Annotated in this window: 21 protein-coding genes; 9 read left to right on the top strand and 12 right to left on the bottom strand. The window is 63.7% G+C overall.

Annotated features, from left to right (window positions below; genetic code table 11):
- Positions 1-244: 244 nt before the first annotated feature.
- A complete protein-coding gene (gene ycaC / locus ABE456_RS24505; RefSeq protein ID WP_346646241.1) occupies positions 245-874 on the top strand; it encodes an isochorismate family cysteine hydrolase YcaC in 630 nt (209 codons plus the stop codon).
- Positions 875-1,050: 176 nt separating this feature from the next.
- On the opposite strand, the gene ABE456_RS24500 is transcribed toward ycaC, so the two are convergent.
- The 3 genes from ABE456_RS24500 to ABE456_RS24490 form a co-directional block, all read right to left on the bottom strand.
- A complete protein-coding gene (locus ABE456_RS24500) occupies positions 1,051-1,344 on the bottom strand; it encodes a hypothetical protein (protein ID WP_346646240.1) in 294 nt (97 codons plus the stop codon).
- Positions 1,345-1,754: 410 nt separating this feature from the next.
- Complete coding sequence (locus ABE456_RS24495) at positions 1,755-3,542, bottom strand: monovalent cation:proton antiporter-2 (CPA2) family protein (protein ID WP_346646239.1); 1,788 nt, start codon at positions 3,540-3,542, stop codon at positions 1,755-1,757.
- A gap of 225 nt (positions 3,543-3,767) precedes the next feature.
- A complete protein-coding gene (locus ABE456_RS24490) occupies positions 3,768-5,258 on the bottom strand; it encodes a YifB family Mg chelatase-like AAA ATPase (RefSeq protein WP_346646238.1) in 1,491 nt (496 codons plus the stop codon).
- A 256-nt stretch (positions 5,259-5,514) separates the two neighbouring features.
- Between ABE456_RS24490 and ABE456_RS24485 the strand changes: the two genes are divergently transcribed.
- The gene (locus ABE456_RS24485; protein ID WP_346646237.1) at positions 5,515-7,533 is read left to right on the top strand and encodes a DUF4034 domain-containing protein; all 2,019 of its coding nucleotides are present in this window, start codon (positions 5,515-5,517) and stop codon (positions 7,531-7,533) included.
- 46 nt (positions 7,534-7,579) lie between these two features.
- Here ABE456_RS24485 and ABE456_RS24480 read toward each other — a convergent pair whose 3' ends face one another.
- Positions 7,580-8,008 carry a TOBE domain-containing protein gene (locus ABE456_RS24480; protein ID WP_346646236.1) on the bottom strand — a complete coding sequence of 143 codons (429 nt, stop codon included), beginning with the start codon at positions 8,006-8,008 and terminating at the stop codon, positions 7,580-7,582.
- 24 nt (positions 8,009-8,032) lie between these two features.
- Positions 8,033-8,296: an accessory factor UbiK family protein gene (locus ABE456_RS24475; RefSeq protein ID WP_176511393.1), complete on the bottom strand. Its 264-nt coding sequence runs from the start codon at positions 8,294-8,296 to the stop codon at positions 8,033-8,035.
- 416 nt (positions 8,297-8,712) lie between these two features.
- Here ABE456_RS24475 and glnK point away from each other — a divergent pair, with 416 nt between their 5' ends.
- The 3 genes from glnK (at position 8,713) to sutA (ending at position 11,189) form a co-directional block, all read left to right on the top strand.
- Complete coding sequence (gene glnK, locus ABE456_RS24470) at positions 8,713-9,051, top strand: P-II family nitrogen regulator (protein ID WP_002555808.1); 339 nt, start codon at positions 8,713-8,715, stop codon at positions 9,049-9,051.
- A gap of 46 nt (positions 9,052-9,097) precedes the next feature.
- Entirely contained in the window at positions 9,098-10,429 is a 1,332-nt protein-coding gene (locus ABE456_RS24465) for an ammonium transporter (RefSeq protein ID WP_346646235.1), read from the top strand.
- A 430-nt stretch (positions 10,430-10,859) separates the two neighbouring features.
- On the top strand, positions 10,860-11,189 hold the full coding sequence (sutA, locus tag ABE456_RS24460; protein ID WP_201207493.1) for a transcriptional regulator SutA: 330 nt from the start codon (positions 10,860-10,862) through the stop codon (positions 11,187-11,189).
- A 116-nt stretch (positions 11,190-11,305) separates the two neighbouring features.
- On the opposite strand, the gene ABE456_RS24455 is transcribed toward sutA, so the two are convergent.
- The 6 genes from ABE456_RS24455 to ABE456_RS24430 are packed head-to-tail and all read right to left on the bottom strand — an operon-like array spanning position 11,306 to position 15,916.
- Positions 11,306-12,001: an HAD family hydrolase gene (locus ABE456_RS24455; protein ID WP_346646234.1), complete on the bottom strand. Its 696-nt coding sequence runs from the start codon at positions 11,999-12,001 to the stop codon at positions 11,306-11,308.
- Positions 11,998-12,897, bottom strand: coding sequence for a tyrosine recombinase XerC (xerC, locus tag ABE456_RS24450; RefSeq protein ID WP_346646233.1), 900 nt, complete (start codon positions 12,895-12,897; stop codon positions 11,998-12,000). Before xerC ends, ABE456_RS24455 begins: the two co-directional genes overlap by 4 nt.
- On the bottom strand, positions 12,897-13,607 hold the full coding sequence (locus tag ABE456_RS24445) for a DUF484 family protein (protein ID WP_346646232.1): 711 nt from the start codon (positions 13,605-13,607) through the stop codon (positions 12,897-12,899). The genes xerC and ABE456_RS24445 overlap by 1 nt, the downstream gene beginning before the upstream one ends.
- A 13-nt stretch (positions 13,608-13,620) precedes the next feature.
- A complete protein-coding gene (gene dapF / locus ABE456_RS24440) occupies positions 13,621-14,451 on the bottom strand; it encodes a diaminopimelate epimerase (RefSeq protein ID WP_346646231.1) in 831 nt (276 codons plus the stop codon).
- Positions 14,452-14,455: 4 nt separating this feature from the next.
- Positions 14,456-15,703, bottom strand: coding sequence for a diaminopimelate decarboxylase (lysA, locus tag ABE456_RS24435; RefSeq protein ID WP_346646230.1), 1,248 nt, complete (start codon positions 15,701-15,703; stop codon positions 14,456-14,458).
- A 9-nt stretch (positions 15,704-15,712) separates the two neighbouring features.
- Positions 15,713-15,916 (bottom strand): lipoprotein, encoded by a 204-nt coding sequence (locus ABE456_RS24430; RefSeq protein ID WP_346646229.1) that lies wholly within the window; start codon positions 15,914-15,916, stop codon positions 15,713-15,715.
- Positions 15,917-16,154: 238 nt separating this feature from the next.
- Between ABE456_RS24430 and cyaY the strand changes: the two genes are divergently transcribed.
- From cyaY to rnk, 3 genes are all read left to right on the top strand, one after another.
- Positions 16,155-16,487, top strand: coding sequence for an iron donor protein CyaY (gene cyaY, locus ABE456_RS24425; protein WP_346646228.1), 333 nt, complete (start codon positions 16,155-16,157; stop codon positions 16,485-16,487).
- 1 nt (position 16,488) lies between these two features.
- Entirely contained in the window at positions 16,489-16,716 is a 228-nt protein-coding gene (locus ABE456_RS24420; RefSeq protein WP_346646227.1) for a DUF1289 domain-containing protein, read from the top strand.
- A gap of 143 nt (positions 16,717-16,859) precedes the next feature.
- The gene (gene rnk, locus ABE456_RS24415; protein ID WP_016712630.1) at positions 16,860-17,270 is read left to right on the top strand and encodes a nucleoside diphosphate kinase regulator; all 411 of its coding nucleotides are present in this window, start codon (positions 16,860-16,862) and stop codon (positions 17,268-17,270) included.
- 60 nt (positions 17,271-17,330) lie between these two features.
- On the opposite strand, the gene ABE456_RS24410 is transcribed toward rnk, so the two are convergent.
- Positions 17,331-20,186, bottom strand: coding sequence for a class I adenylate cyclase (locus ABE456_RS24410; RefSeq protein ID WP_346646226.1), 2,856 nt, complete (start codon positions 20,184-20,186; stop codon positions 17,331-17,333).
- Between the two features lie 172 nt (positions 20,187-20,358).
- On the opposite strand from ABE456_RS24410, the gene ABE456_RS24405 reads away from it, so the two are divergent.
- Positions 20,359-20,811 (top strand): YaiI/YqxD family protein, encoded by a 453-nt coding sequence (locus ABE456_RS24405; protein ID WP_346646225.1) that lies wholly within the window; start codon positions 20,359-20,361, stop codon positions 20,809-20,811.
- Positions 20,812-20,924: the final 113 nt, after the last annotated feature.

Raw genomic sequence — 20,924 nt, 5'->3', positions numbered from 1 at the left:
TTGTTGTGGTTGTTTTGGTATTCATTTGTTCGGTGACGGGTTTTGGGGTTGCTGGGGCGGGCCTATTGGCGCAAAACGCCGCTAAGAGGCCAGCACAGCCCCTACAAATCCATCGTTCATAGAACGGAACGCTAAAGCCAGATTCTGCTAACTACCGCCACAAAGGTGATGATTTTAATCTGTGCCCATCAACGCGAAACACCCCGAATTGCTGAAAAATTCATAACCCTTAGGAGCACAGACCATGAGCAAATTCACCTACAACCGCCTGAACAAAGACGACGCCGCCGTACTGCTGGTCGACCACCAGGCTGGCCTGCTGTCGCTGGTGCGTGACATTGAACCGGACAAGTTCAAGAACAACGTGCTGGCCCTGGCTGACCTGGCCAAGTTCTTCAACCTGCCGACCATCCTCACCACCAGCTTTGAACAAGGCCCCAACGGCCCGCTGGTACCCGAGCTGAAGGAACTGTTCCCGGACGCCCCGTACATCGCCCGCCCAGGGCAGATCAATGCCTGGGACAACGAAGACTTCGTCAAGGCGGTGAAGGCGACTGGCAAGAAGCAGCTGATCATTGCCGGTGTGGTGACCGAGGTTTGCGTGGCGTTCCCGGCGCTGTCGGCTTTGGAGGAAGAGTTTGAGGTGTTCGTGGTGACCGATGCTTCCGGCACCTTCAACGAAATGACTCGCGATGCCGCCCATGACCGCATGAGCCAGGCCGGTGCGCAGATGATGACCTGGTTTGGTGTGGCCTGTGAGCTGCACCGCGACTGGCGCAACGATATCGAAGGGCTGGCGGCGCTGTGCTCCAACCATATTCCGGATTATCGGAACCTGATGACCAGCTATAACGCGTTGACTGCGGGTAAGTAACAGCCCGGTAGTTGTGTGCAAAAAGGCCGGATCCCTTTATTGGGGCCGGCCTTTTTGTGTTTGCAGTACCGGCCTCTTCGCGGGTAAACCCGCTCCCACAGGATCACCGCAGGTCCTGAAACTGTGCAGTACCTGTAGGAGCGGGTTCACCCGCGAAGAGGCCAACACAGGCAACATCAATTCATGGGCTGCGACTCAATCCCCTCCAGCAATGCCTCAACCAACCCTTCTGCCATTTCAACTGCATTCAGGTTGCTCCAGAACAGGCTCTTGCCGGTTTCATCCAGGTGTTCCAGGGCTTTGTAGCCACAGTCATAGGCACCGCGCAGGTACTGGGCGACGTGCACGAGGGCGTCATGGGCGGAAACGCCCGGGTTTACTGTGAACAAGGGTGGGTGGCCGGCATCGCAGCGGCTGAAGGCGCGTTCTTTGGTGTCGGGGAGGGGGGGATTGGGGACAATCTTTTTCATAGCCAAACTCCGATAGAGGTTGACCGGCACCATCCGTTTCCACGCGAAGGGTGGCGGCTGCACGCGGGGTGGAAAGCCGGGCTATCGGAACCCCGGCAGGCCATTCGGCCTCCCGCGTACAGCTGCCATGACAACAGCTGTTCCGATAACCTGCCGGGTTTCCACGCCCGATCGCTGAACCGACAGCGACCCGGTCAGCCTAGAGAGCAGGCTTTCCCCGGACAATCAGACGGGCGTCGACACGATGCGTAGGATAAATCCTCGGGATTGGCGTGAACGTAGGAAATGGTTCGCGGGGAAGTAGGACCTGGCTGAGAATCGGGCGATTATTTGATGGTTTTTTTTGTGCGCGTAATGGCGGCGCTCGATCTTGTAGGCGCTGCAACCCTCAAGGCATGCACTCAAAGGCCTCAATCCGCATCCGAATCAAACAACCGCTCCAACTCCACCCGCGCTTCCTTGGCCGTCTGCATCACCTTGGCCCGGTCGTCGCGCACTTGCCCCTGGGCCACCAGCACCTCTTCATCATGCTGGGTAAACCGTGCAATCCGGTCCGCCGCCTGCGCATCACTCAAACCCAACCCCACCAGCGCGCGGCGGGTCATTTCCAGGCTGGAATAGAACGTCTCGCGAATCGGCTCGGCACCGACATCCGCCAACTTGTGCACATGCTGGCGGTTACGCGCGCGGGCCAGCACTTTCAGGTGCGGGTACAGGCGCTTCACCCGTTCTGCGGTATGAATGGCAGCTTCCGGGTCATCGATGGTGATGATGAAGTACTCCGCCTCGCCCACCTTGGCAGCATGCAGCACTTCCGGGCGCAGCGGGTCGCCGTAGAACACCGGTACCTGCTCGAACATGCGGGTCATCTCGATGGTATCGACCGAGGTTTCCAGGGCAATGAACGGGATCTTCTGTGCCCGCAAGATGCGCGCGACGATCTGGCCCATGCGGCCCATGCCGACGATCACTACCCGCGGCTTATCCGTCTGGATCTGCTTGTATTGCTCCGGCACCTCACGCGCTGGCTGTGGGCGTTTAAGGGCGCGGGCGCAGCCAATCATCAGCAGCGGGGTAATGGCCATCGATAGGGTGATGGTCATCAGCAGCAGGTCGTAGGTCTGGGTGTCGAACAGGCCCTGGTCCTTGCCCAGCTTGAACACCACGAAAGCGAATTCGCCACCGGCCGCCAGCACCATGCCCAGGCGCAGCGCACTGGCGCTGCTCAGGCCCCCGGCCAGGCGACCGACGCCAACCAGCAGCACCAGCTTCACCGCCACCAGCAGCAGGGTCAGGCCCAGCACCACCAGCGGCATTTCCAGCAACAGGCGCAGGTTGGCGCCCATGCCGACGCTGATGAAGAACAACCCCAGCAGCAGGCCCTTGAACGGTTCGATCTGCGATTCCAGCTCGTGGCGGTATTCCGAGTCGGCCAGCAGCAGGCCGGCGAGGAAGGCGCCCAGGGCCATGGAAATGCCGGCTTCTTCCATCAGCCAGGCGGTGCCGATCACCACCAGCAGCGCGGTGGCGGTAGACACTTCCGGCAGGCCGGTGCGGGCCACGGTGCGGAACACCGGGCGCAGCAGGTAGCGGCCGCCGATGATCACCACGGCGATGCTGGCGAATACCTTCAGGCCGTGTTGCAGGCTGTCACCGTGGCTGGTGTCCGGGCCACTGGCGGCCAGCAGCGGGACCAGGGCGATCAGCGGAATGGCGGCGATGTCCTGGAACAGCAGGATGGCGAACGCCAGGCGACCGTGCGGGGCGTTGAGCTGCTTGCTCTCGGCCAGGCTCTGCAGGCCAAGGGCGGTGGACGACAGCGCCAGGCCCAGGCCGAGCACGATGGCTGCCGGTAGCGTCTGGCTGAAACCGAATAGGGCAATGGCGCCGATCAGTGCGCCGGTCAGCAGTACCTGGGCGGTGCCGACGCCGAACACCGACTTGCGCATCAGCCACAGGCGTTTGGGGGACAGCTCCAGGCCGATGATGAACAGCAGCAGGACCACGCCCAGCTCGGAAATGTGCGCCACGCTTTCGGTGTCGCGGATCAGGCCCAGTGCTTGCGGGCCGATGACCACGCCGGCCAGCAGGTAGCCGAGCACGGCACCCAGTTGCAGGCGTTTGGCCAGGGGGACGGCGAGGACGGCGGCAAGCAGGAAGATCACTGCGGTTTGCAGAAGGCTGCCTTCATGTGGCATTGGCTCGTACTCCATGAGCTGCCGGGGCAGCGTTTGAACAGTTTGGCGGACAATTTTGGGGGCTGGGGTGGAGTCAGACAATCCGCTGCCGGGAAGAAAGGTTGTCCCAAAATAGGTGACAGTCTGTGCCGGCCCTTTCGCGGGTAAACCCGTTCCCACAGGACACCGCGTTTGCGGGTAGGAGCGGCCTTGCGTCGCGATGGGCTGCAAAGCAGCCCCGGCAATCTAACTGCTCCCCGGCCGGTACTGCAGGGCCTCGGCCAGATGCGCCCGGCCAATCGCCTCGCACCCCTCCAGGTCAGCCAGCGTTCGCGCCACCTTCAACAACCGGTGCGCCGCCCGCAAGGACAGGGTCAACCGCTCGCAGGCCCCCTCCAGCCAGGCCTGGTCCGCCGCCACCAATTCGCAATGACGGCGCAAACCCTCCAGGTTCAAGAACGCATTCGCACACCCTTGGCGCCTGTGCTGCAGCTCCCGTGCCTGCGCTACTTTGGCCGCTACATCGGCACTGCTCTCGCCGCAAGGCTGGTTGTTCAACGTGGTGCTCTCGCGGGCCACGGTCAGGTGCAGGTCGATGCGGTCCAGCAGTGGCCCGGACAACTTGTTGCGGTAGCGCGCGATCTGCTCGGTGCTGCAGCGGCAGCGGCCGGTGGGGTCGCCCAGGTAGCCACAAGGGCACGGGTTCATCGCCGCCACCAGCTGGAAGCGCGCGGGGAAACGCACTTTGTCGCGGGCCCGGGCAATCACGATCTCGCCCGATTCCAGTGGCTCGCGCAGCACTTCCAGCACGCGCCGCTCGAACTCCGGCAGCTCGTCGAGAAACAGCACGCCGTGGTGGGCGAGGGTAATTTCACCCGGTTGCGGTCGGCTGCTGCCACCCACCAGCGCCGGGCCGGAGGCGGAGTGGTGGGGGTGGCGAAAAGGCCGCTGCGGCCAGCTGCTCAGCGGCGCATGTCCGCTGACCGACTGGATCGCCGCCACTTCCAGCGCCTCGTGCTCGTCCAGCGGTGGCAGCAACCCGGGCAGGCGGCTGGCGAGCAGGGTCTTGCCGGTGCCCGGTGGTCCGGTGAACAGCAGGTTGTGCGCCCCGGCCGCCGCCAGCAGCAAGGCACGCTTGGCCGCCAGTTGGCCTTGCACCTCGCTCAGGTCCGGGTAGGGCCGTTGCTGCAGGATCAAACCGTTGGCAGCGTATGGTGGCAGCGGTACCTGGCCGTTCAGGTGGGCAACCAGCTCCAGCAAGTGCCCCACCGCATACACCACCAGCCCGCCGGCCAGGCTGGCTTCCTCGGCATTCTCCCGTGGCACCACCAGTGCCCGGCCTGCTTCGCGTGCCGCCAGTGCTGCAGGCAACACCCCTTGCACCGGGCGCAGTTTGCCAGACAGCGCCAGTTCGCCCAGGCATTCGACATCGACGAGGGTGGCTATCGGCACCTGGCCATCGGCGGCAAGGATGCCCAGGGCAATGGCCAGATCGTAGCGCCCGCCGTCCTTGGGCAGGTCGGCGGGGGCGAGGTTCTGGGTGATGCGCCGCTGCGGGTAGTTCAGCCCGGAGTTGACGATGGCGCTGCGTACCCGGTCCTTGCTTTCCTTGACTGTAGTTTCCGGCAGGCCGACCAGGGTGAGATGGGGCAAGCCATTGGCCAAGTGGGTTTCGACGCTGACTGCCGGTGCCTGCACGCCTACCTGGGCGCGGCTGTGGACGAGGGCTAGGGACATGGACGCTCCGTTGTCGTTGAAAAAGGCCGCATCCTGCGGCAGAGCCAAGGATAGCCAGCGCGGCTACTACAAGCACAAGAAGTGTGCGTCGTGGTTTTTCAGGCCAGGTATTTCCCCTGCCAATTCATACAATTCGACAAGAAATGGATCCAATTAACTTTGCGCATGGCCAGGCGATGGCTTAGTGTTGTTGGGCAACGGCGGTTGCCATGGGATGGCACCGCGGCTTCCTTCAAATGGACTTGAGGTAGTACCCGTGCAAACGCTCACCCGCACGCGCCAGGCAATTCGCGAACTGGTGCAGGCCAGTGCATTCGTTGAACTCAACCGACTTTTCGACAGCCTTGAGGCGCAATGGCATCAAGCGCCGCCTGGTGAATTTCCCGCCTACCTGGCGGCAATCGAAGGGCATATGCTGGTCGATCTGGAACGACCGGGCGACAGGGCTTTGAGCCAGGTGCTCAAAGCCTGGATCGAAGCCTGCCCCAAGGCTTATCACCCGCAGGTGGTGATGGGCTTTCACTGTTTCCAGCGGGCCTGCCAGGTGCAGGGCAGCGGCCAACGCAACGCCGCATGCTCGCTGGCAGTCGAGCAAATCTGTGAAACCGCGACCGCGCACCTGTTGTGTGCCATGGACCGTTCAGCCCAGCCGGTGGCTGCGGCCATTGGCATGTTGCGTATCAGTGCGCAACTCCGGGAGCCCGGGTGGCTGATTGAATTGTTTCTCGGTCAGCCTGCGCGCTTCAGGCCCAATGCCCATGCCGATGTGGAAGTGCAGGAGGCTGCGGCGCCGTTGTTGGTGAAACACGGGATTTTACCTCTGGTCGAGCTACCGCAGGCTTTACCCTCATGCCTGGGCGCGCGTGTCGATCACGAGAAAGAAGGCCCACGCTATTACTGGCTACGCCATGCCCTGGCCGCTCGGCCCGGCTGCTTCGAGGCGATCCAGGCTCTTGCCGTTTACCTGCTGCCGCGCTGGGGGGGCAGCGCTGATGCGCTCGAGGTGTTGGTCAGTGGCCCACTTTGCGAGCCGTGGGACGAAGCGTTGCGCAATGCAGTGCGCTGGATGGCTATCGAAGACCGGCTGGTCTTGCCGCGTGCCCACCAGTCGCGGGCGGCTGCTGCGTGGCAGCAATGCTTCGAAGCCTGGGCGCAACGCCCGCTCAGGCCCAGGGAACAGGCCGTTCTGCTGGCCTGGCGAGGTGCATTGCGCAGCACCACCCCACACGCACCGGCAGGCGCCCTGGGCGATTTTGTCGCATGCCTGGAGTGCTTCGCCGATCAAGGTTTCATCAGTGCAATGGGCGAGCCTCTGCGTTGCCTTGCCGGCCTGATTCTGGTGGGCGCAGTGCTGGATGAATGCCAGGCGTTCCGGATCACCCTCGAGCGCTTGAGCGCAGGCCATTCTCATGCCGCCGCCTGCGCTCTGCGCGCCGTCGGGCACCGCTTCGGCCTCTGGGGGCTGCCGCGCTCGGCCGAGCAGGCAAGGGCATGGTCGCAGATTGCGGTGAAGCGCCAGTGTGCAGGGGAGGCACCGGGCTTCGCTGTGCTCGATGTTGCGCGGCTGCTCTGGGTTGCCAACCGGCATGAAGCGGCCTGCTACCTGTATGAGCGGTGTGCCGAACTGAACCTTCCGGGGGCTGCCCTTGGCCTGTACGAGCTGCACCATGGCGGCCTGGGCAACACCCCGGAGCACTACCTGGACGACGAGGCGGCCGAGTACTGGCTGCAGCGTGCGGTGCAGGCGGGCAGCCGGCAAGCCAAGTACAACCTGGCCCGCCTGCGCATGGATGGTGATGAAGACCTGAACGAGCGTAGTGCCATGTTGGCCGTCAGGCGCCTGCTGGTCGACGCGCTGGGCAACGCGCAAACCAATGCCCGCGCGCGGTTGCACCTGGGGATTTTGCTGCGCCAATTTGGCGAGCCGCAGGAACGGGCCGAGGCGGTGGCCTACCTGCTGAGCCTGGTCGAACACCCGGACCCGGGGCTTGCCGGGCGTGCCAGTGCCGAGCTGGGGCTGGCCTGGATGCACGGGCGCGGCACCCGCAAGCAAAGCCGCTTTGCCGCCATCGAATGGGTTAACCGTGCGGCGAGCTTGCAGCCGGGTAACTCGGCCATCGAGGATATCCAGGCGGAGATCCTCAATTCACACAACCGAGTGAAAACCTTGTTCACCCAGTGCGGTGCGGCGCTGTTCCGCGGCACCTTGCATGCCAGTGAGCTGCCGCCGAAGCAGGTAGCGCCCGAGATGAATCGCCTGCGGGCTTCTGCCTGACCGCTCCCACAATGCGCAAGTTTTTAGACTTTGGACAAAACAGTTGCTACGGCTTGGCGCCGAGGATGATGTGCGAGGCCTTGATCAGCGCGGTGGCCTTCACGCCCGGGGCCAGGCCCAGCTCCTGCACGGCTTCACGGGTCACAATGGCATACACCTCGGTGCCGCCGGCCAGCTTCAGCACCACTTCGGCATTCACCGCGCCATCGCCCACCCGCACCACTTCGCCTTCCAGCGCGTTGCGGGCCGACAGCTTGTAGCCGGCAGCGTCGGTCAGCAGTACCACCCACGGTGCCTTGACCAGCGCCACGGCATCTTTGCCGACGTTGATGCCGAGGTTATGCAGGCTGGCCATGGTGACCACCGCCACCAGCTTTTCACCACCACCCAGGGTCAGCTCGACTTCGGCATTGACCGCTCCGGGCTGAACGTTGGTGACTTTGCCTTCGAATACATTGCGTGCGCTGACTTTCATCGAAAACGCTCCGTGTGTCGTTTGTTATTCCTGCGGGGCGGGCGCCAGGCGAGCTTCCAGTTCGGCTACCTGCTTTTCCAGGGCTTCAAGGCGGGCGCGGGTGCGCGCCAGCACGACCATCTGGCTGTCGAATTCGTCGCGGCTGACCAGGTCCAGCTTGCTGAAGGCACCTTGCATCAGCACCTTGAACTGGCTTTCCAGTTCTGCGCGGGGCTGGGCGGTATCGCTGCTGAACAGGCGCGAGGCCTGGTCGCTCAGGGCATCGAGAAGGGCTTTGGGCGCGAGCATGGGGCTGTCCACTGAAAGTGAGAAATGGCCGGCAGTGTAGCACGCACACACCTGACTCCTGAGTGCGCAGCAGCCCTATCGCGACGCAAAGCCGCTCCCGCAAAAATCGCGCGCGGTTGCACATTTTTCGCGCAACGCGCCCTGTCGGCGCGCACCAAGGTTGTGCATGTTTTCCATGCTGGCGACTGGCCAATCCTGAGTAATTCACATAACCCACTGTTTTCCTGTGCTTTGGTGGAACTGGCAAGGTTTCTGCAAAGACCATTACGAGCCATGCACTGATGCAGTTCTTTGTGACCAAGCAGTGCGCACGCGGAGCCGGATGCCGACGACGCGTTACAAAGCCAACCGCTGCGCTTAGACTTGAGACGGGTTTGTTTTCCTGGGGCAAGTCCACCAAATCGGGAGAGAGTTTCATGAAGCTAGTCACAGCCATCATCAAGCCGTTCAAGCTGGACGACGTGCGCGAGTCGCTGTCGGAAATCGGCGTGCAGGGCATCACCGTCACCGAAGTCAAAGGTTTCGGTCGGCAGAAGGGCCACACCGAGCTGTATCGCGGTGCTGAATACGTGGTCGATTTCCTGCCCAAGGTGAAGATCGATGTCGCCATCGATGACAAGGACCTTGATCGGGTAATCGAAGCCATCACCAAGGCAGCCAACACCGGCAAGATCGGTGACGGCAAGATTTTCGTGGTGAATCTGGAGCAGGCGATCCGTATCCGTACCGGCGAAACCGATACCGACGCGATCTAAGCAGCAACAAAGCCTCACCAAACCCAACGCCCCAGGAGAAAACAACATGACTCTGCGTAAGATCGCAGGGCTAGGAGCCCTATTGTCCCTCGTAATGCCCGGGCTTGCCCTGGCAGAGGAAGCTGCCCCAGCGCTGAACTCCGGCGACACCGCCTGGATGCTGACCGCAACGGCGCTGGTGCTGTTCATGACCATTCCGGGCCTGGCCTTGTTCTATGGCGGTATGGTGCGTTCCAAGAACGTGCTGTCGGTGATGATGCAGTGCTTTGCAATCACCGGCCTGATGAGCATTCTCTGGGTCGTCTACGGCTACAGCATGGCCTTCGATACCACCGGTATGGAAAAAGGCGTGCTCAACTTCAATTCCTTCGTCGGCGGCTTCTCCAAGGCCTTCCTCAGCGGCGTTACGCCCGAGAACCTGACCTCGGCCACCGCGCTGTTCCCTGAAGCGGTATTCATCACCTTCCAGATGACCTTCGCCATCATCACCCCGGCGCTGATCGTGGGTGCCTTCGCCGAGCGCATGAAGTTCTCCGCGATGCTGGTGTTCATGGGTATCTGGTTCACCCTGGTGTATGCGCCGATCGCGCACATGGTGTGGAGCGGTGACGGTGCACTGATGTGGGACTGGGGCGTGCTGGACTTCGCCGGCGGCACCGTGGTGCACATCAACGCGGGTATTGCAGGCCTGGTGTGCTGCCTGGTGCTGGGCAAGCGCAAGGGCTTCCCGACCACCCCGATGGCCCCGCACAACCTGGGCTATACCCTGATGGGCGCGGCCATGCTGTGGATCGGCTGGTTCGGCTTCAACGCAGGCTCTGCCGCCGCCGCCAACGGCACCGCTGGCATGGCCATGCTGGTGACCCAGATCGCCACCGCCGCTGCCGCGCTAGGCTGGATGTTCGCCGAGTGGATCGGCCATGGCAAACCGAGCGCCCTGGGTATCGCCTCGGGTGTGGTTGCCGGCCTGGTCGCCATCACTCCGGCTGCAGGCACCGTGGGCCCGATGGGCGCCTTGGTGATCGGCCTGTCCTCGGGCGTGATCTGCTACTTCTGCGCCACCAGCCTCAAGCGCAAGCTGGGCTATGACGACTCGCTGGACGCCTTCGGTGTGCATGGCGTCGGCGGCATCATCGGCGCCATCCTCACCGGCGTGTTCGCTGCCCCGGCACTGGGTGGCTTCGGCACCGTGACCGACATCGGCATGCAGGTCTGGGTCCAGGCCAAAGGCGTGATCTTCACCGTGGTCTACACCGCCATCGTCACCTACGTGATCCTCAAGGTGCTGGATGTGGTGATGGGCCTGCGGGTCAACGAAGAAGAGGAGTCGGTCGGCCTCGATCTGGCTCAGCACAACGAACGCGGCTACAACCTGTAACTGCGACGCGGTAAAAACTTGCCCGGCTTGCCGGGCATTTTTTTGCCAGTTTTTTAGCATTTCCCGCTCGGCAAACGGTTTATCCGACACGTTCGCGACGTAGGTAAAAAACTTACAAGTCGTAGGGCATTTATGGTGCTTTGCTTTTTCCACGGGCGCGCTAGAATGCGCGCCGAAGGGTGTTTGACGAGTAGTACACACACTTCGCCAGCCTTTGCTAGGCTTGCCAATAGCGTGTGGCCAGCAGGGGCTAATGGATTTTGTCAGGTCCTGCCAGGAGCAGGGCCTGCTGGGTGCCGCCTCCCATCAGGAGCGCCGACCCAAGGGCAGTGGCCTAACCCACGGCCAGTTGAATTTTCACTGGTGGCTGCCGGTCTACGGCTGCACTGGTCTATAACTAACCTGCTTTTCGCAAGTCATGAGGTAGAACATGAGCGACGACGATCTGGAAAATGATGACCTCGAAGTAGGCGACGAAGACGAGGGTGATGAAGGCCTCGAAGCGGCGGCTGATGATGGCGCCGAAGACGCTGGCGATGACGACAGCAGCCCGGCACCCGCTGCCAAGGGCAAATCCAAGGCGGCAGTCTCGGTAGACGAGATGCCGAGCATGGAAGCCAAGCAGAAAGAGCGTGATGCCCTGGCCAAGGCGATGGAGGAGTTCCTTTCTCGCGGTGGCAAGGTGCAGGAAGTCGAGGCCAACGTGGTCGCCGACCCGCCCAAGAAGCCGGACAACAAGTACGGCAGCCGCCCTATCTGAGTGGCTGATCGCAAAAAAGCCCGCCGTCGCTGCGGGCTTTTTTGTGGGCATTCGCCGGGCATTTTTTTGGCGCTTACGAGATCGAGCGCCACCAAGAATGTTAAGCCAGCCTCTTGTCAGCGCCAGCGCGCAAGCACGTCAGGCAGCTGCGACAGGCGCTGAATCTCGGCATCCGGCGCCTGGTCGCCGGCCCAGGCCTTGCCTTGCGGGTTGAACCACACCGCACGCAACCCGGCGCGCTGGGCGCCAGCAATGTCATCACCCGGATGGTCGCCAATGTGCACCGCCGCACCGGCGTCCACCTCACCACGGCGCAGGGCCTCCAGGAACGGCGCCGGGTCTGGCTTGCCGATACCGAGGTCCTCGGCACACAGGGCAAAGCGGAAGTAATCCGCCAGCCCCAGCCGGCTTACGTCGGCATTGCCGTTGGTGACCACGCCCAGGATGTAGTGGTGGCGCAGAATCTCCAGCACCGGCTGCACCTCGGGGAAGATCTCCACCTGGTGGCGGGCATGCAGGAATACTTCGAAGCCTTCGTTGGCCAGCTCCTGCGCGTGCTTCTCGCTATAGCCGACTTCTTCCAGGGCATGGAACAGCACGCGCCGGCGCAGGGCGCTGATGCGGTGCTTCAGGCCGGGTTCGGCCTGCACCAGGCGCTCGCGGATGGCGAACAGGTGCTCCACCGGCACGCCGCCAAGGATCGGGGCGTTGGCTTCGAGCCAGTCGCGCAGCACGACTTCCGCGCTGGCGATGACCGGCGCGGTGTCCCACAGGGTGTCGTCGAGGTCGAAGGTGATCAGCTTGATGCTCATGAGTCTGTGCCTTTGCTGCGTTTGGCCCGAGGGTGGGCGCTGTCGTACACCGCGGCCAGGTGCTGGAAGTCCAGGTGGGTATAGATTTGCGTGGTGCTGATGTCGGCATGGCCGAGCATCTCCTGCACCGCGCGCAGGTCCTGGGACGATTCCAGCACATGGCTGGCGAAGGAATGGCGAAGCATGTGCGGGTGCAGGTGCTGGCCCAGCTCACGCTCGCCGACGGCCTTCACCCGTTGCTGCACCGCCCGCGGGCTGATGCGGTTGCCCTGGCGGGTAATGAACACCGCGCGGTCGCGCGGGTTGCCGATGCCGCGCAGGCGGTACCATTCCTGCAGCGCCTCGCGGGCTTTGCGGCCAACTGGCAGCACGCGGGCCTTGCCACCCTTGCCCAGCACCTGCACCAGGCCGGCGGCAAGGTCGAGGTGATCGAGGTCGAGGTTGGTCAGCTCGGACAGGCGCAGGCCCGACGAATAGAACAGTTCGAGCATGGCCTGGTCGCGGCGGGCGATGAAATCGTCGTCGACGCCGCCATCGAGCAGCTGCAGGGCGCGGTCGGTGTCCAGCACCTTGGGTAGCCGGCGCTCACCCTTGGGTGCGCTCAGGCCGGTGGCCGGGTCGTGCTGGCACAGGCCTTCGCGGTTGAGGTATCGGTACAGGCCGCGCACCGCCGATAGCAGCCGCGCCAGGCTGCGCGAAGACTGGCCATGGTGGTGCAGGCGGGCAATCAGCTGGCGCAGTTGCTGGATCTGCAGCGCCTGCCAGTCGGCAATGCCGTGTTCCTTGCAGTAGGCGATGACCTTGTCCAGGTCGCGACGGTAGCCCAGCAAGGTGTGCTCCGACACCTGGCGCTCATTGCGCAGATGTGCGCAATAAGCCTCCAGCTGGCGTTCCATCAGCGTACCGAACGCAGGGTCTGGGTAACGCGTGGTACAACGCGGCCGAGCACTTCGGCGATATAGCCGAGGAACAGGGTGCCGACGCTGCTCTTGTAGTGTTGCGGGTCGCGACTGCCAATCGCCAGCACCCCGTGCAGCCCTTGGTACTCAAGGGCGGCCACGGCGCTGGAGCCCACTTCCCGGCGCTGTTCATCACCGAACAGGAAGGCCAGTTCGTGCTCGCGCAAGTTGCCACTGACCGTCCTGCCGCCGCCCAGCAGGGCACCGATGGCTTGCTGCGCCTCGGCGTTGCTGACCCAGCGCCCGACCGGCGCGATGTTGTCGCCGAACAGGATCAGGCTGACGAAGGGCACCTGGAATTCCTGGCGCAGGCTGTCTTCGACCGCCATTACCACTTCTTCCAGGCTGCCGGCATCGAGCAGGTCGAGGATCAGCCGGCGGGTCTTGTCGAACAGCCGGTCGTTGTCGCGGGCCACATCCATCAGTTGCGACAGGCGGTGGCGCATCTCGATGTTGCGGTCGCGCAGCAGCTTGAGCTGGCGCTCCACCAGCGACACGCTATCGCCACGTTGGTGCGGGATGTGCTGTTCGATCAGCAACTCGTCGTGCTCGGCGAAGAAAGTGGGGTGGGCGCGCAGGTAGGCGACCACCGCTTCGGCATCAAGCTCGGCGGACTGCTGGGGTAAAACCTGGGGCTGATCGGTCATGGCGGTTACTCGCTTAGAGACGAACCTGTCCTTCGTAGACGCGTACGGCCGGGCCGGTCATCAACACGGGCTTGCCGGGGCCGGCCCATTCGATGTGCAGGCGGCCACCTGGGAGGTCGAGGGACACCGGGGAGTCCATCCAGCCCTGGCTGATCGCTGCCACGGCCGCGGCGCAGGCACCGGTGCCACAGGCCTGGGTTTCACCCGCACCGCGTTCCCACACGCGCAGGTTGGCGCGGTGGCGGTCGATGACCTGGAGGAAGCCGGCATTCACCCGCTGCGGGAAGCGTGGGTGGTTTTCGATCTTCGGGCCCAGCTCATGCACGGGGGCAGTATGCACGTCATCGACGCGCAGCACGGCATGCGGGTTACCCATGGACACGGCGGCAATGGAATGCAGCTGGCCGTCGACTTCCAGTGGGTAGTTCGGTGCCTGCTCGTCGGCGACGAAGGGGATTTCGGCAGGGATGAAGCGCGGCGGGCCCATGTCGACACTCACCTGGCCGTCGTTCTGCACGTCCAGCACGATGATGCCGCTCTTGGTTTCCACACGAATGCGCTTTTTCGCGGTCAGGCGCTTGTCCAGCACGAAGCGGGCGAAGCAGCGCGCACCGTTGCCGCACTGCTCCACTTCGGAGCCGTCGGCGTTGAAAATGCGGTAGCGGAAGTCCACTTCCGGGTTGTTCGGCGCCTCGACGATCAGCAACTGGTCGAAGCCGATGCCGGTGTGGCGGTCACCCCATTGCTTGGCGTGCTTGGGCTGGATGTGCGCGTGCTGGCTGACCAGGTCGAGGACCATGAAGTCGTTGCCCAGCCCATGCATCTTGGTAAAACGCAGCAGCATGGGCTTACTCCGGCAGCAGGCTTTCGCCAGCGTACAGTTCGGCGATGGTCTCGCGGCGGCGTACTTCGAACGCCTGGTCGCCGTCGACCAGGATTTCAGCGCAACGGCCACGGGTGTTGTAGTTGGAGCTCATGACAAAACCATAGGCGCCCGCGGACTCCACGGCCAGCAAATCACCTTCGGCCAGGTTGAGTACGCGGTCCTTGCCGAGGAAGTCGCCGGTCTCGCAGATTGGGCCGACCAGGTCATAGGCACGGCCTTCGCCCGCGCGTGGCTTGACCGCGCTGACGCCCATCCAGGCCTGGTACAGGGCCGGGCGGATCAGGTCGTTCATTGCCGCATCGATGATGGCGAAGTCCTTGTGTTCGGTGTGCTTGAGGTATTCCACGCGGGTCAGCAGCACGCCGGCGTTGGCCACGATGTAGCGGCCCGGCTCGAACACCAGGGCCAGCTCGCGCTCGCCGACGCGCTCGCGGATGGCCTTGATGTAGTCGGCCACCAGCGGCGGCTGCTCATCGCGATAACGCACGCCGACACCGCCGCCCAGGTCCAGGTGGCGCAGGTGGATGCCGCATTCGGCCAGGCGGTCGACCAGCACCAGCAGGCGGTCGAGGGCATCGAGGAACGGCTCGACGGTGGTCAGCTGCGAGCCGATGTGGCAGTCGACACCGACCACTTCCAGGTTCGGCAACTGCGCGGCGCGCACGTAGATGGCCTCGGCATCGGCGATGGCGATGCCGAACTTGTTTTCTTTAAGGCCGGTGGAGATGTACGGGTGGGTGCCGGCGTCGACGTCCGGGTTGACCCGCAGCGACACCGGGGCAACCTTGCCCATCTCGGCGGCCACCACTTGCAGGCGCTCCAGCTCGTCGGTGGACTCGACGTTGAAGCAGTGCACGCCCACTTCCAGGGCGCGGCGCATGTCTTCGCGGGTTTTGCCCACGCCGGAGAACACCACGCGGTCGGCACGCCCGCCAGCGGCCAGCACACGCTCCAGTTCACCACCGGAGACGATGTCGAAACCTGCGCCCAGGCGTGCCAGCACGTTCAGTACGCCAAGGTTGGAGTTGGCCTTGACCGCGAAGCACACCAGGTGCTCGGCGCCTTGCAGGGCGTCGGTGTAGCTGCGGTACTGGGCCTCGATGTGGGCGCGCGAGTACACGTAGGTGGGGGTGCCATGGCGCTCGGCGATGGCCGACAGGGCCACGCCTTCCGCGAACAGCTCACCGTCGCGGTAGTTGAAAGCGTTCATCTGAAGTCCTTACTGCTCTGGCGTTTGCTCGGGCTGGAGAGGCTGCTCTTCTTGCGGCTGTACGGCCGGAGCGTGCTGGTGCTGATGCGACTTTTGGCTGCCTTTGCCGTCCTTGCCGTCTTCCGGCAGGTACAGGGGGCCTTTCTGACCGCAGGCCGAAACGAGGCAGGCAACCGCGACCAGCGCCGCGAGCGAGGAAATCAGGCGCTTCATGGGTGAAATCCTTAGAAAAATGCAGTATTGCGCCCGAGTATACCGAGCGACCGACGGCTTGCCTATGCAAGAGCCGGTCCGCCGGGCGGGCTATTCTTACCGCCTGCGAAGGCACTTGTGGGAGCGGGCTTGCCCGCGAAGAGGCCAGTGAAGGCAACGGCTAAACCTTTGCATTCGGCGGCAAGCGCCCGTATCTTGCCCGGCTTGCCTGTAAGCAGCCAATTTCGAGGTTCCTGCAATGAGTTTGAGTGAAGCGCGTTTCCATGATTTGGTCGACGCGACCCAACAGGCCCTGGAAGACCTGTTCGACGAGAGCGGCATGGACCTGGACATGGAGAACTCCGCTGGCGTCCTCACCGTCAAGTTCGAAGGCGGCGCCCAGCTGATCTTCAGCCGCCAGGAGCCGCTGCGCCAGCTGTGGCTGGCCGATCGTTCCGGTGGTTTCCACTTCGACTATGACGAAGACAGTGGCAAGTGGGTATGCGAGAAGAGCGAGGAGCTGCTGGGCGAAATGCTTGAGCGCATCGTCTGGGAGCGGGCCGGCGAGAAGCTGGACTTCGACGAGATCTGACATGAGCAGCGCCCAGCCCCGGCCGCCCAAGCCGCTTTACAGCAACGTCAGCCCCGCCGTGCCATCGCCGTGCATCAGCGTTTGCCGGCTGGACGAACAGCGGGTATGCACCGGTTGCCACCGGCATGTGGAGCACATTCGCGAATGGCGCTCGGCCGATGACGAGCGGCGCCGGCAGATCTGCCGTGAAGCCCAGGCCCTGCGCGACCAGGCTAAGGCACACGGATAGCAGGGGCTTGAGTATTTACCCGGCTGTGGTAGTGTCGGGTTCTGCGTCGGTGACGCCAAAGTCTTCACAAACCCCGCCCTTGGGCGGGGTTTTGCTTTATCTGTACATTGAAAACCGCCTGTTCAAAGGAGCCTGACTGGATCATGAGCACCAAGCCTTCCCTCATCCTCACCCGATTGGACGTACAGCGTCTGGAGCGTCTGATCGACAGCCTCGACGAGAGTACGCCGGGTGTGCTCGCCCTGCAGGACGAGCTGGACCGCGCCGAGCAGGTGGTCGGTCACGAGGAAGTGCCGGCGGGCGTGGTGACCATGAACTCGCGCGTGCACTGCCGTGAGGAAGCCAGTGGCAAGGACTATCACCTGACCCTGGTGTACCCGAAGGATGCCGGGCCGGAAGGCAAGGTCTCGATCCTGGCGCCGATTGGTTGCGCCTTGCTGGGGCTGTCGGTGGGTGAGCAGATCGACTGGCCGGCACCGGGGGGCAAGACCCTCAAGCTGAAGCTGCTGGAAGTCGAGTACCAGCCGGAAGCCGCGGGCGATTTCGACCTGTAAGACTTTGGGGTCGCTTTGCGGCCTTGTGTTGCGAAAGGGGCGCAAAGCGCCCCCGACCATTCAGGATCCCTCCGCCAACACCTGCTCCAACCCCTCGTTCAAAGCCTGCTCCAGCACCCGCTTGTAGCTCAGGTACAGCTGCGTCGCCCCCAGCCGGTCATCCAGCAGCTCGGACAAATCCAGGTCGGTGATATAGCACCGGTACTGCCCGGCCCCACGCCGCTGGCCAATGATCTGCCGGGCCACCACCGCATATAGCTGCGCACCATGCTCCAGCTCGGAAAACTCCTGCTGGTCGCAGTACAGCGTCACATGCGCAGCACCCGCCACACCGGCCTGGATAATGGCCTGCACTTCATAGTAAGGCTGGTCGCTACCCTCGAGTGGGGCCAGGCGTGGCTCGATGCTGCGTGCCTTGCCTGGGCCGGATGGCAGCAGCTGCGCGTAGTGGATCTCCAGCGAAGCCGGCCGCAGGTTATCCAGCGGTAGCCGGGCATCGCGGCGCATCACCACCGAGCGTAAAAAGCGCTGCAGCGGCAGCAGCAGGTGGGCTTCGTCATGCAGCGGCAGGCGTTGCTGCCACAGGGCGTTGTATTCATCCAGTACATACAGCTCGGCCCAGCTGCCCTGCAGGCGGTAGTACACCTGGATGCAGGCCGGCCGGCCTTGCTCCAGCACCAGGCGCAGGTCGTGGTCCAGCAGCGCGTTGGCATCCAGGTAAAGCGGGCTGTAGCTGCTGCGTTCTTCGCCCAGGTAAGCCAGCAGCGCCTCATGCTCGGCCAGGGTGGTCAGGCCGACATGCTCTGGCAGCAACTCCAGCACATGGGTGTGCTGGGCCACCTGCAGCAGGTAGCGGTGGTTCAGGCCCTGGTCGAGCAGCAGCTGCACGGTGTCGAAAATCTCCTCCACGCGCTGGCCGATGGCCTGGGCACGGCTTTGGCAGAAGCAGCGCACCCGCACCCGAGGCCGGTGGCCACGCAACACCGGGCTGTTGAGGAAGTCGCGCAGGCAGCGCACCAGCGCGTGTTCGCCGTCATAGCGCTGGACCAGCACCTCGTTCCAGCTATTGAGGGTGACCTGGTCCAGGGTCAGCACCAGGTTCTCGCGCACGCCTGCGTAGCTCAACGAGTCGGTGCGTTCGGTAGTCATCTGGATGTTCAAGTCGCGGTGGTGGCGCAGCGGGTCGATGGCAACGTTGACCAGCAGCAGCACCTCGTCGGCAACGCTGGGTTGCAGCAGGCGCACTTCGCTGACTGTCGGCAAGGGCAGGGGGATGCTTTGCTGCAGGCAGCCCACCAGGTTGAACAGCTCGTATTCGCTGAGGTCACTGACGCCCGGGTGCAGTGCCATGCGGGTGCTGCTGTCGATCACGCCGTTGCGATGGGCCCAGGCCAGTAATTCAAGCAGTTCGCGGCAACGCTTTATCGGGCTGAAGTGTTGCACTTCCTGGGTGCCGAGGTTGCCGGCGTACAGCTCCCAGTGGTAGCTGCCGGGTTCCTTGCGGTTGCCGGCCTGGGCCAGGGTCAGGGTACCTTCGGCAAGGTCCGGGGCGATGCCGGGGTTGATCACTTCGACCTTGCCGGCGCGGCGCTCGAAGGCCGCGTACAGGCGCCGGCCCAGTACATTGAGGTCGCGCTGATCGGCGCGGCTGCTGGCGTTTTGCGTGCGGGCGAACTGGCTGAGGAAGCGGTAGCTGTGGTTCAGCTCGGCCACCAGCTCGCGGCGCTCGACGGCCACCTGCAGCACTTTCCACTGGCTGCGGCTGTCCAGCAGGGCCAGCTGGCGCTCGTCCCAGCCCCATTCGTCGGCCAGGCGCTGCAGCAGCCGGCGTTGCCAGCCATTGGCGCGGTTTTGCTCGCTGAGCTTCTTGCTCACCTTCAGGTACAGGCTGCGGCGTACCAGCTCCAGGCGCGCGGTCTCGCCACGTTGCAGCAGGTAGCGTTCGATGCGCCGGTAGACCATCACGTAAGGGTCCAGCTCGTCGAGGTCCAGCTGGTTGGCGAACACCGCCTGCTTGTAGTCCAGGCTCAGGCAGCGCACGGCGGGGTACTCGCTGGCGTAGGCTTCGGTCAGCAGCAACTTGAGCAGCGACTTGTAGGGCGAATCGATACCTTTGAACAGCTGCCACAGGCCGGCACCGACGAATTCGCCGGGTGGAATGTGCGCCAGGTTGCCGAGGTCGAGGGCATCCTGGCTACGGATGAAGCGCTTGGACAGCAGGGTCTGGGTGTAGGCGTGGTAATTGTGTTCCTGGTAAACCGGCACCAGCCACCACAGCGGCGTGCGCCCGGCCAGCCAAAGGGTGGTGCGGTAGAACTCATCCAGCAGCAGGTAGTGCTGAGTGGTGCCGCAGTCGTCGGACCCAAGCTGGCCATCGCGTTGGCCTTGGGCGAAACCTTGGGTGTCGATCAGGAAGAAGTGCGCCTCGGCGCCCAGGCTTTCTGCCCAGGCCTCAAGTAGCTGGCATTTGCGGCGCAGTTCACCTAGCAGCTCGTCGGCCAGGCCGGGCGCGTGGCACACCCACAGGTCCATGTCGCTATGCTCGGCCTGGGCCAGCGAGCCCAGGCTGCCCATCAGGAACAGGCCGTGGATTGGGCGCGGCGGGTTGCCATGGCGGGGCTTGCAGGTGAACGAGCGTGCCAGGCGCTGGGCCTCGACCACCAGTTCGGCGCTTGGCTCGTAACCCGATACGCCAGCCGGGGTGCTGCCCGAGACATAGCCTGGCAACAGCGGGTGGTTGACATGGAACAGCAGCGGCAGCAGCGTCAGCACTTGTTGCTGGCGGGTCGACAGGCCCTCCATTGCGCGTTGCAACCGCCCCTGGTTGAGTTGCAGGAAGCGTGCACGCAATGTCGCCAGGACCTTGCGGTCGATGCCTTCGTCCAGGTCTGGGCGGATTTCGTGGGGGTGGTTCATTGCGCACTCGGGCAGGCCTGTGGAGCTGTGGCGAGTTTAACCTGAGTGGCGGGGTCGGATAAGCGATAATTGGAATGTTGACGCCATTTTCCCAGCGCTTTCGCGAGGCTGCTCCAGCTTTCGTTGTGCATCAGGCATGATGGGCGCCTTGACCTGATTGTGAGGTTTTCCGATGCGTGTATGGATCGATGCCGACGCTTGCCCCAAGGCGGCCAAGGATCTGATCGTCAAGTTCGCCCTCAAGCGCAAGTTCGAGGTGGTGATGGTGGCGGGCCAGGCTGTGGCCAAACCGGCGTTCTCGATCGTGCGCCTGATCGTGGTGCCCAGTGGCATGGATGCGGCCGATGATTACCTGGTCGAGCACGCCGTGCCCGGCGAGCTGGTGATCTGCAGTGACGTGCCGTTGGCCGACCGCCTGGTGAAAAAAGGCGTGGCGGCGCTGGACCCGCGCGGGCGCGAGTTTGACGAGCGCAACATGGGCGACCGCCTGGCGGCGCGCAACCTGTTCACCGAACTGCGCGAGCAGGGCCAGGTGGGGGGAGGGCAGGCGTCCTATGGTGAACGCGATAAGCAGGCGTTTGCCAATGCGCTGGACCGGATCATTGCCCGTCTCTCCAAACCCTGAGGGATAGCGCGGTCCTTGTGGGAGCGGCCTTGTGTCGCGATAGGGCCGCAAAGCGGCCCCGGCAATTTATGCGGCAAAGCTGCTATCCCGGGGCCGCGCTGCGGCCCTATCGC

The sequence above is a fragment of the Pseudomonas sp. TWI929 genome (assembly GCF_039673335.1).
GTDB lineage: Bacteria > Pseudomonadota > Gammaproteobacteria > Pseudomonadales > Pseudomonadaceae > Aquipseudomonas.
The sequence above is the reverse complement of the archived record's forward strand: the minus strand, read 5'-3'. Positions and strand labels throughout refer to the sequence as shown.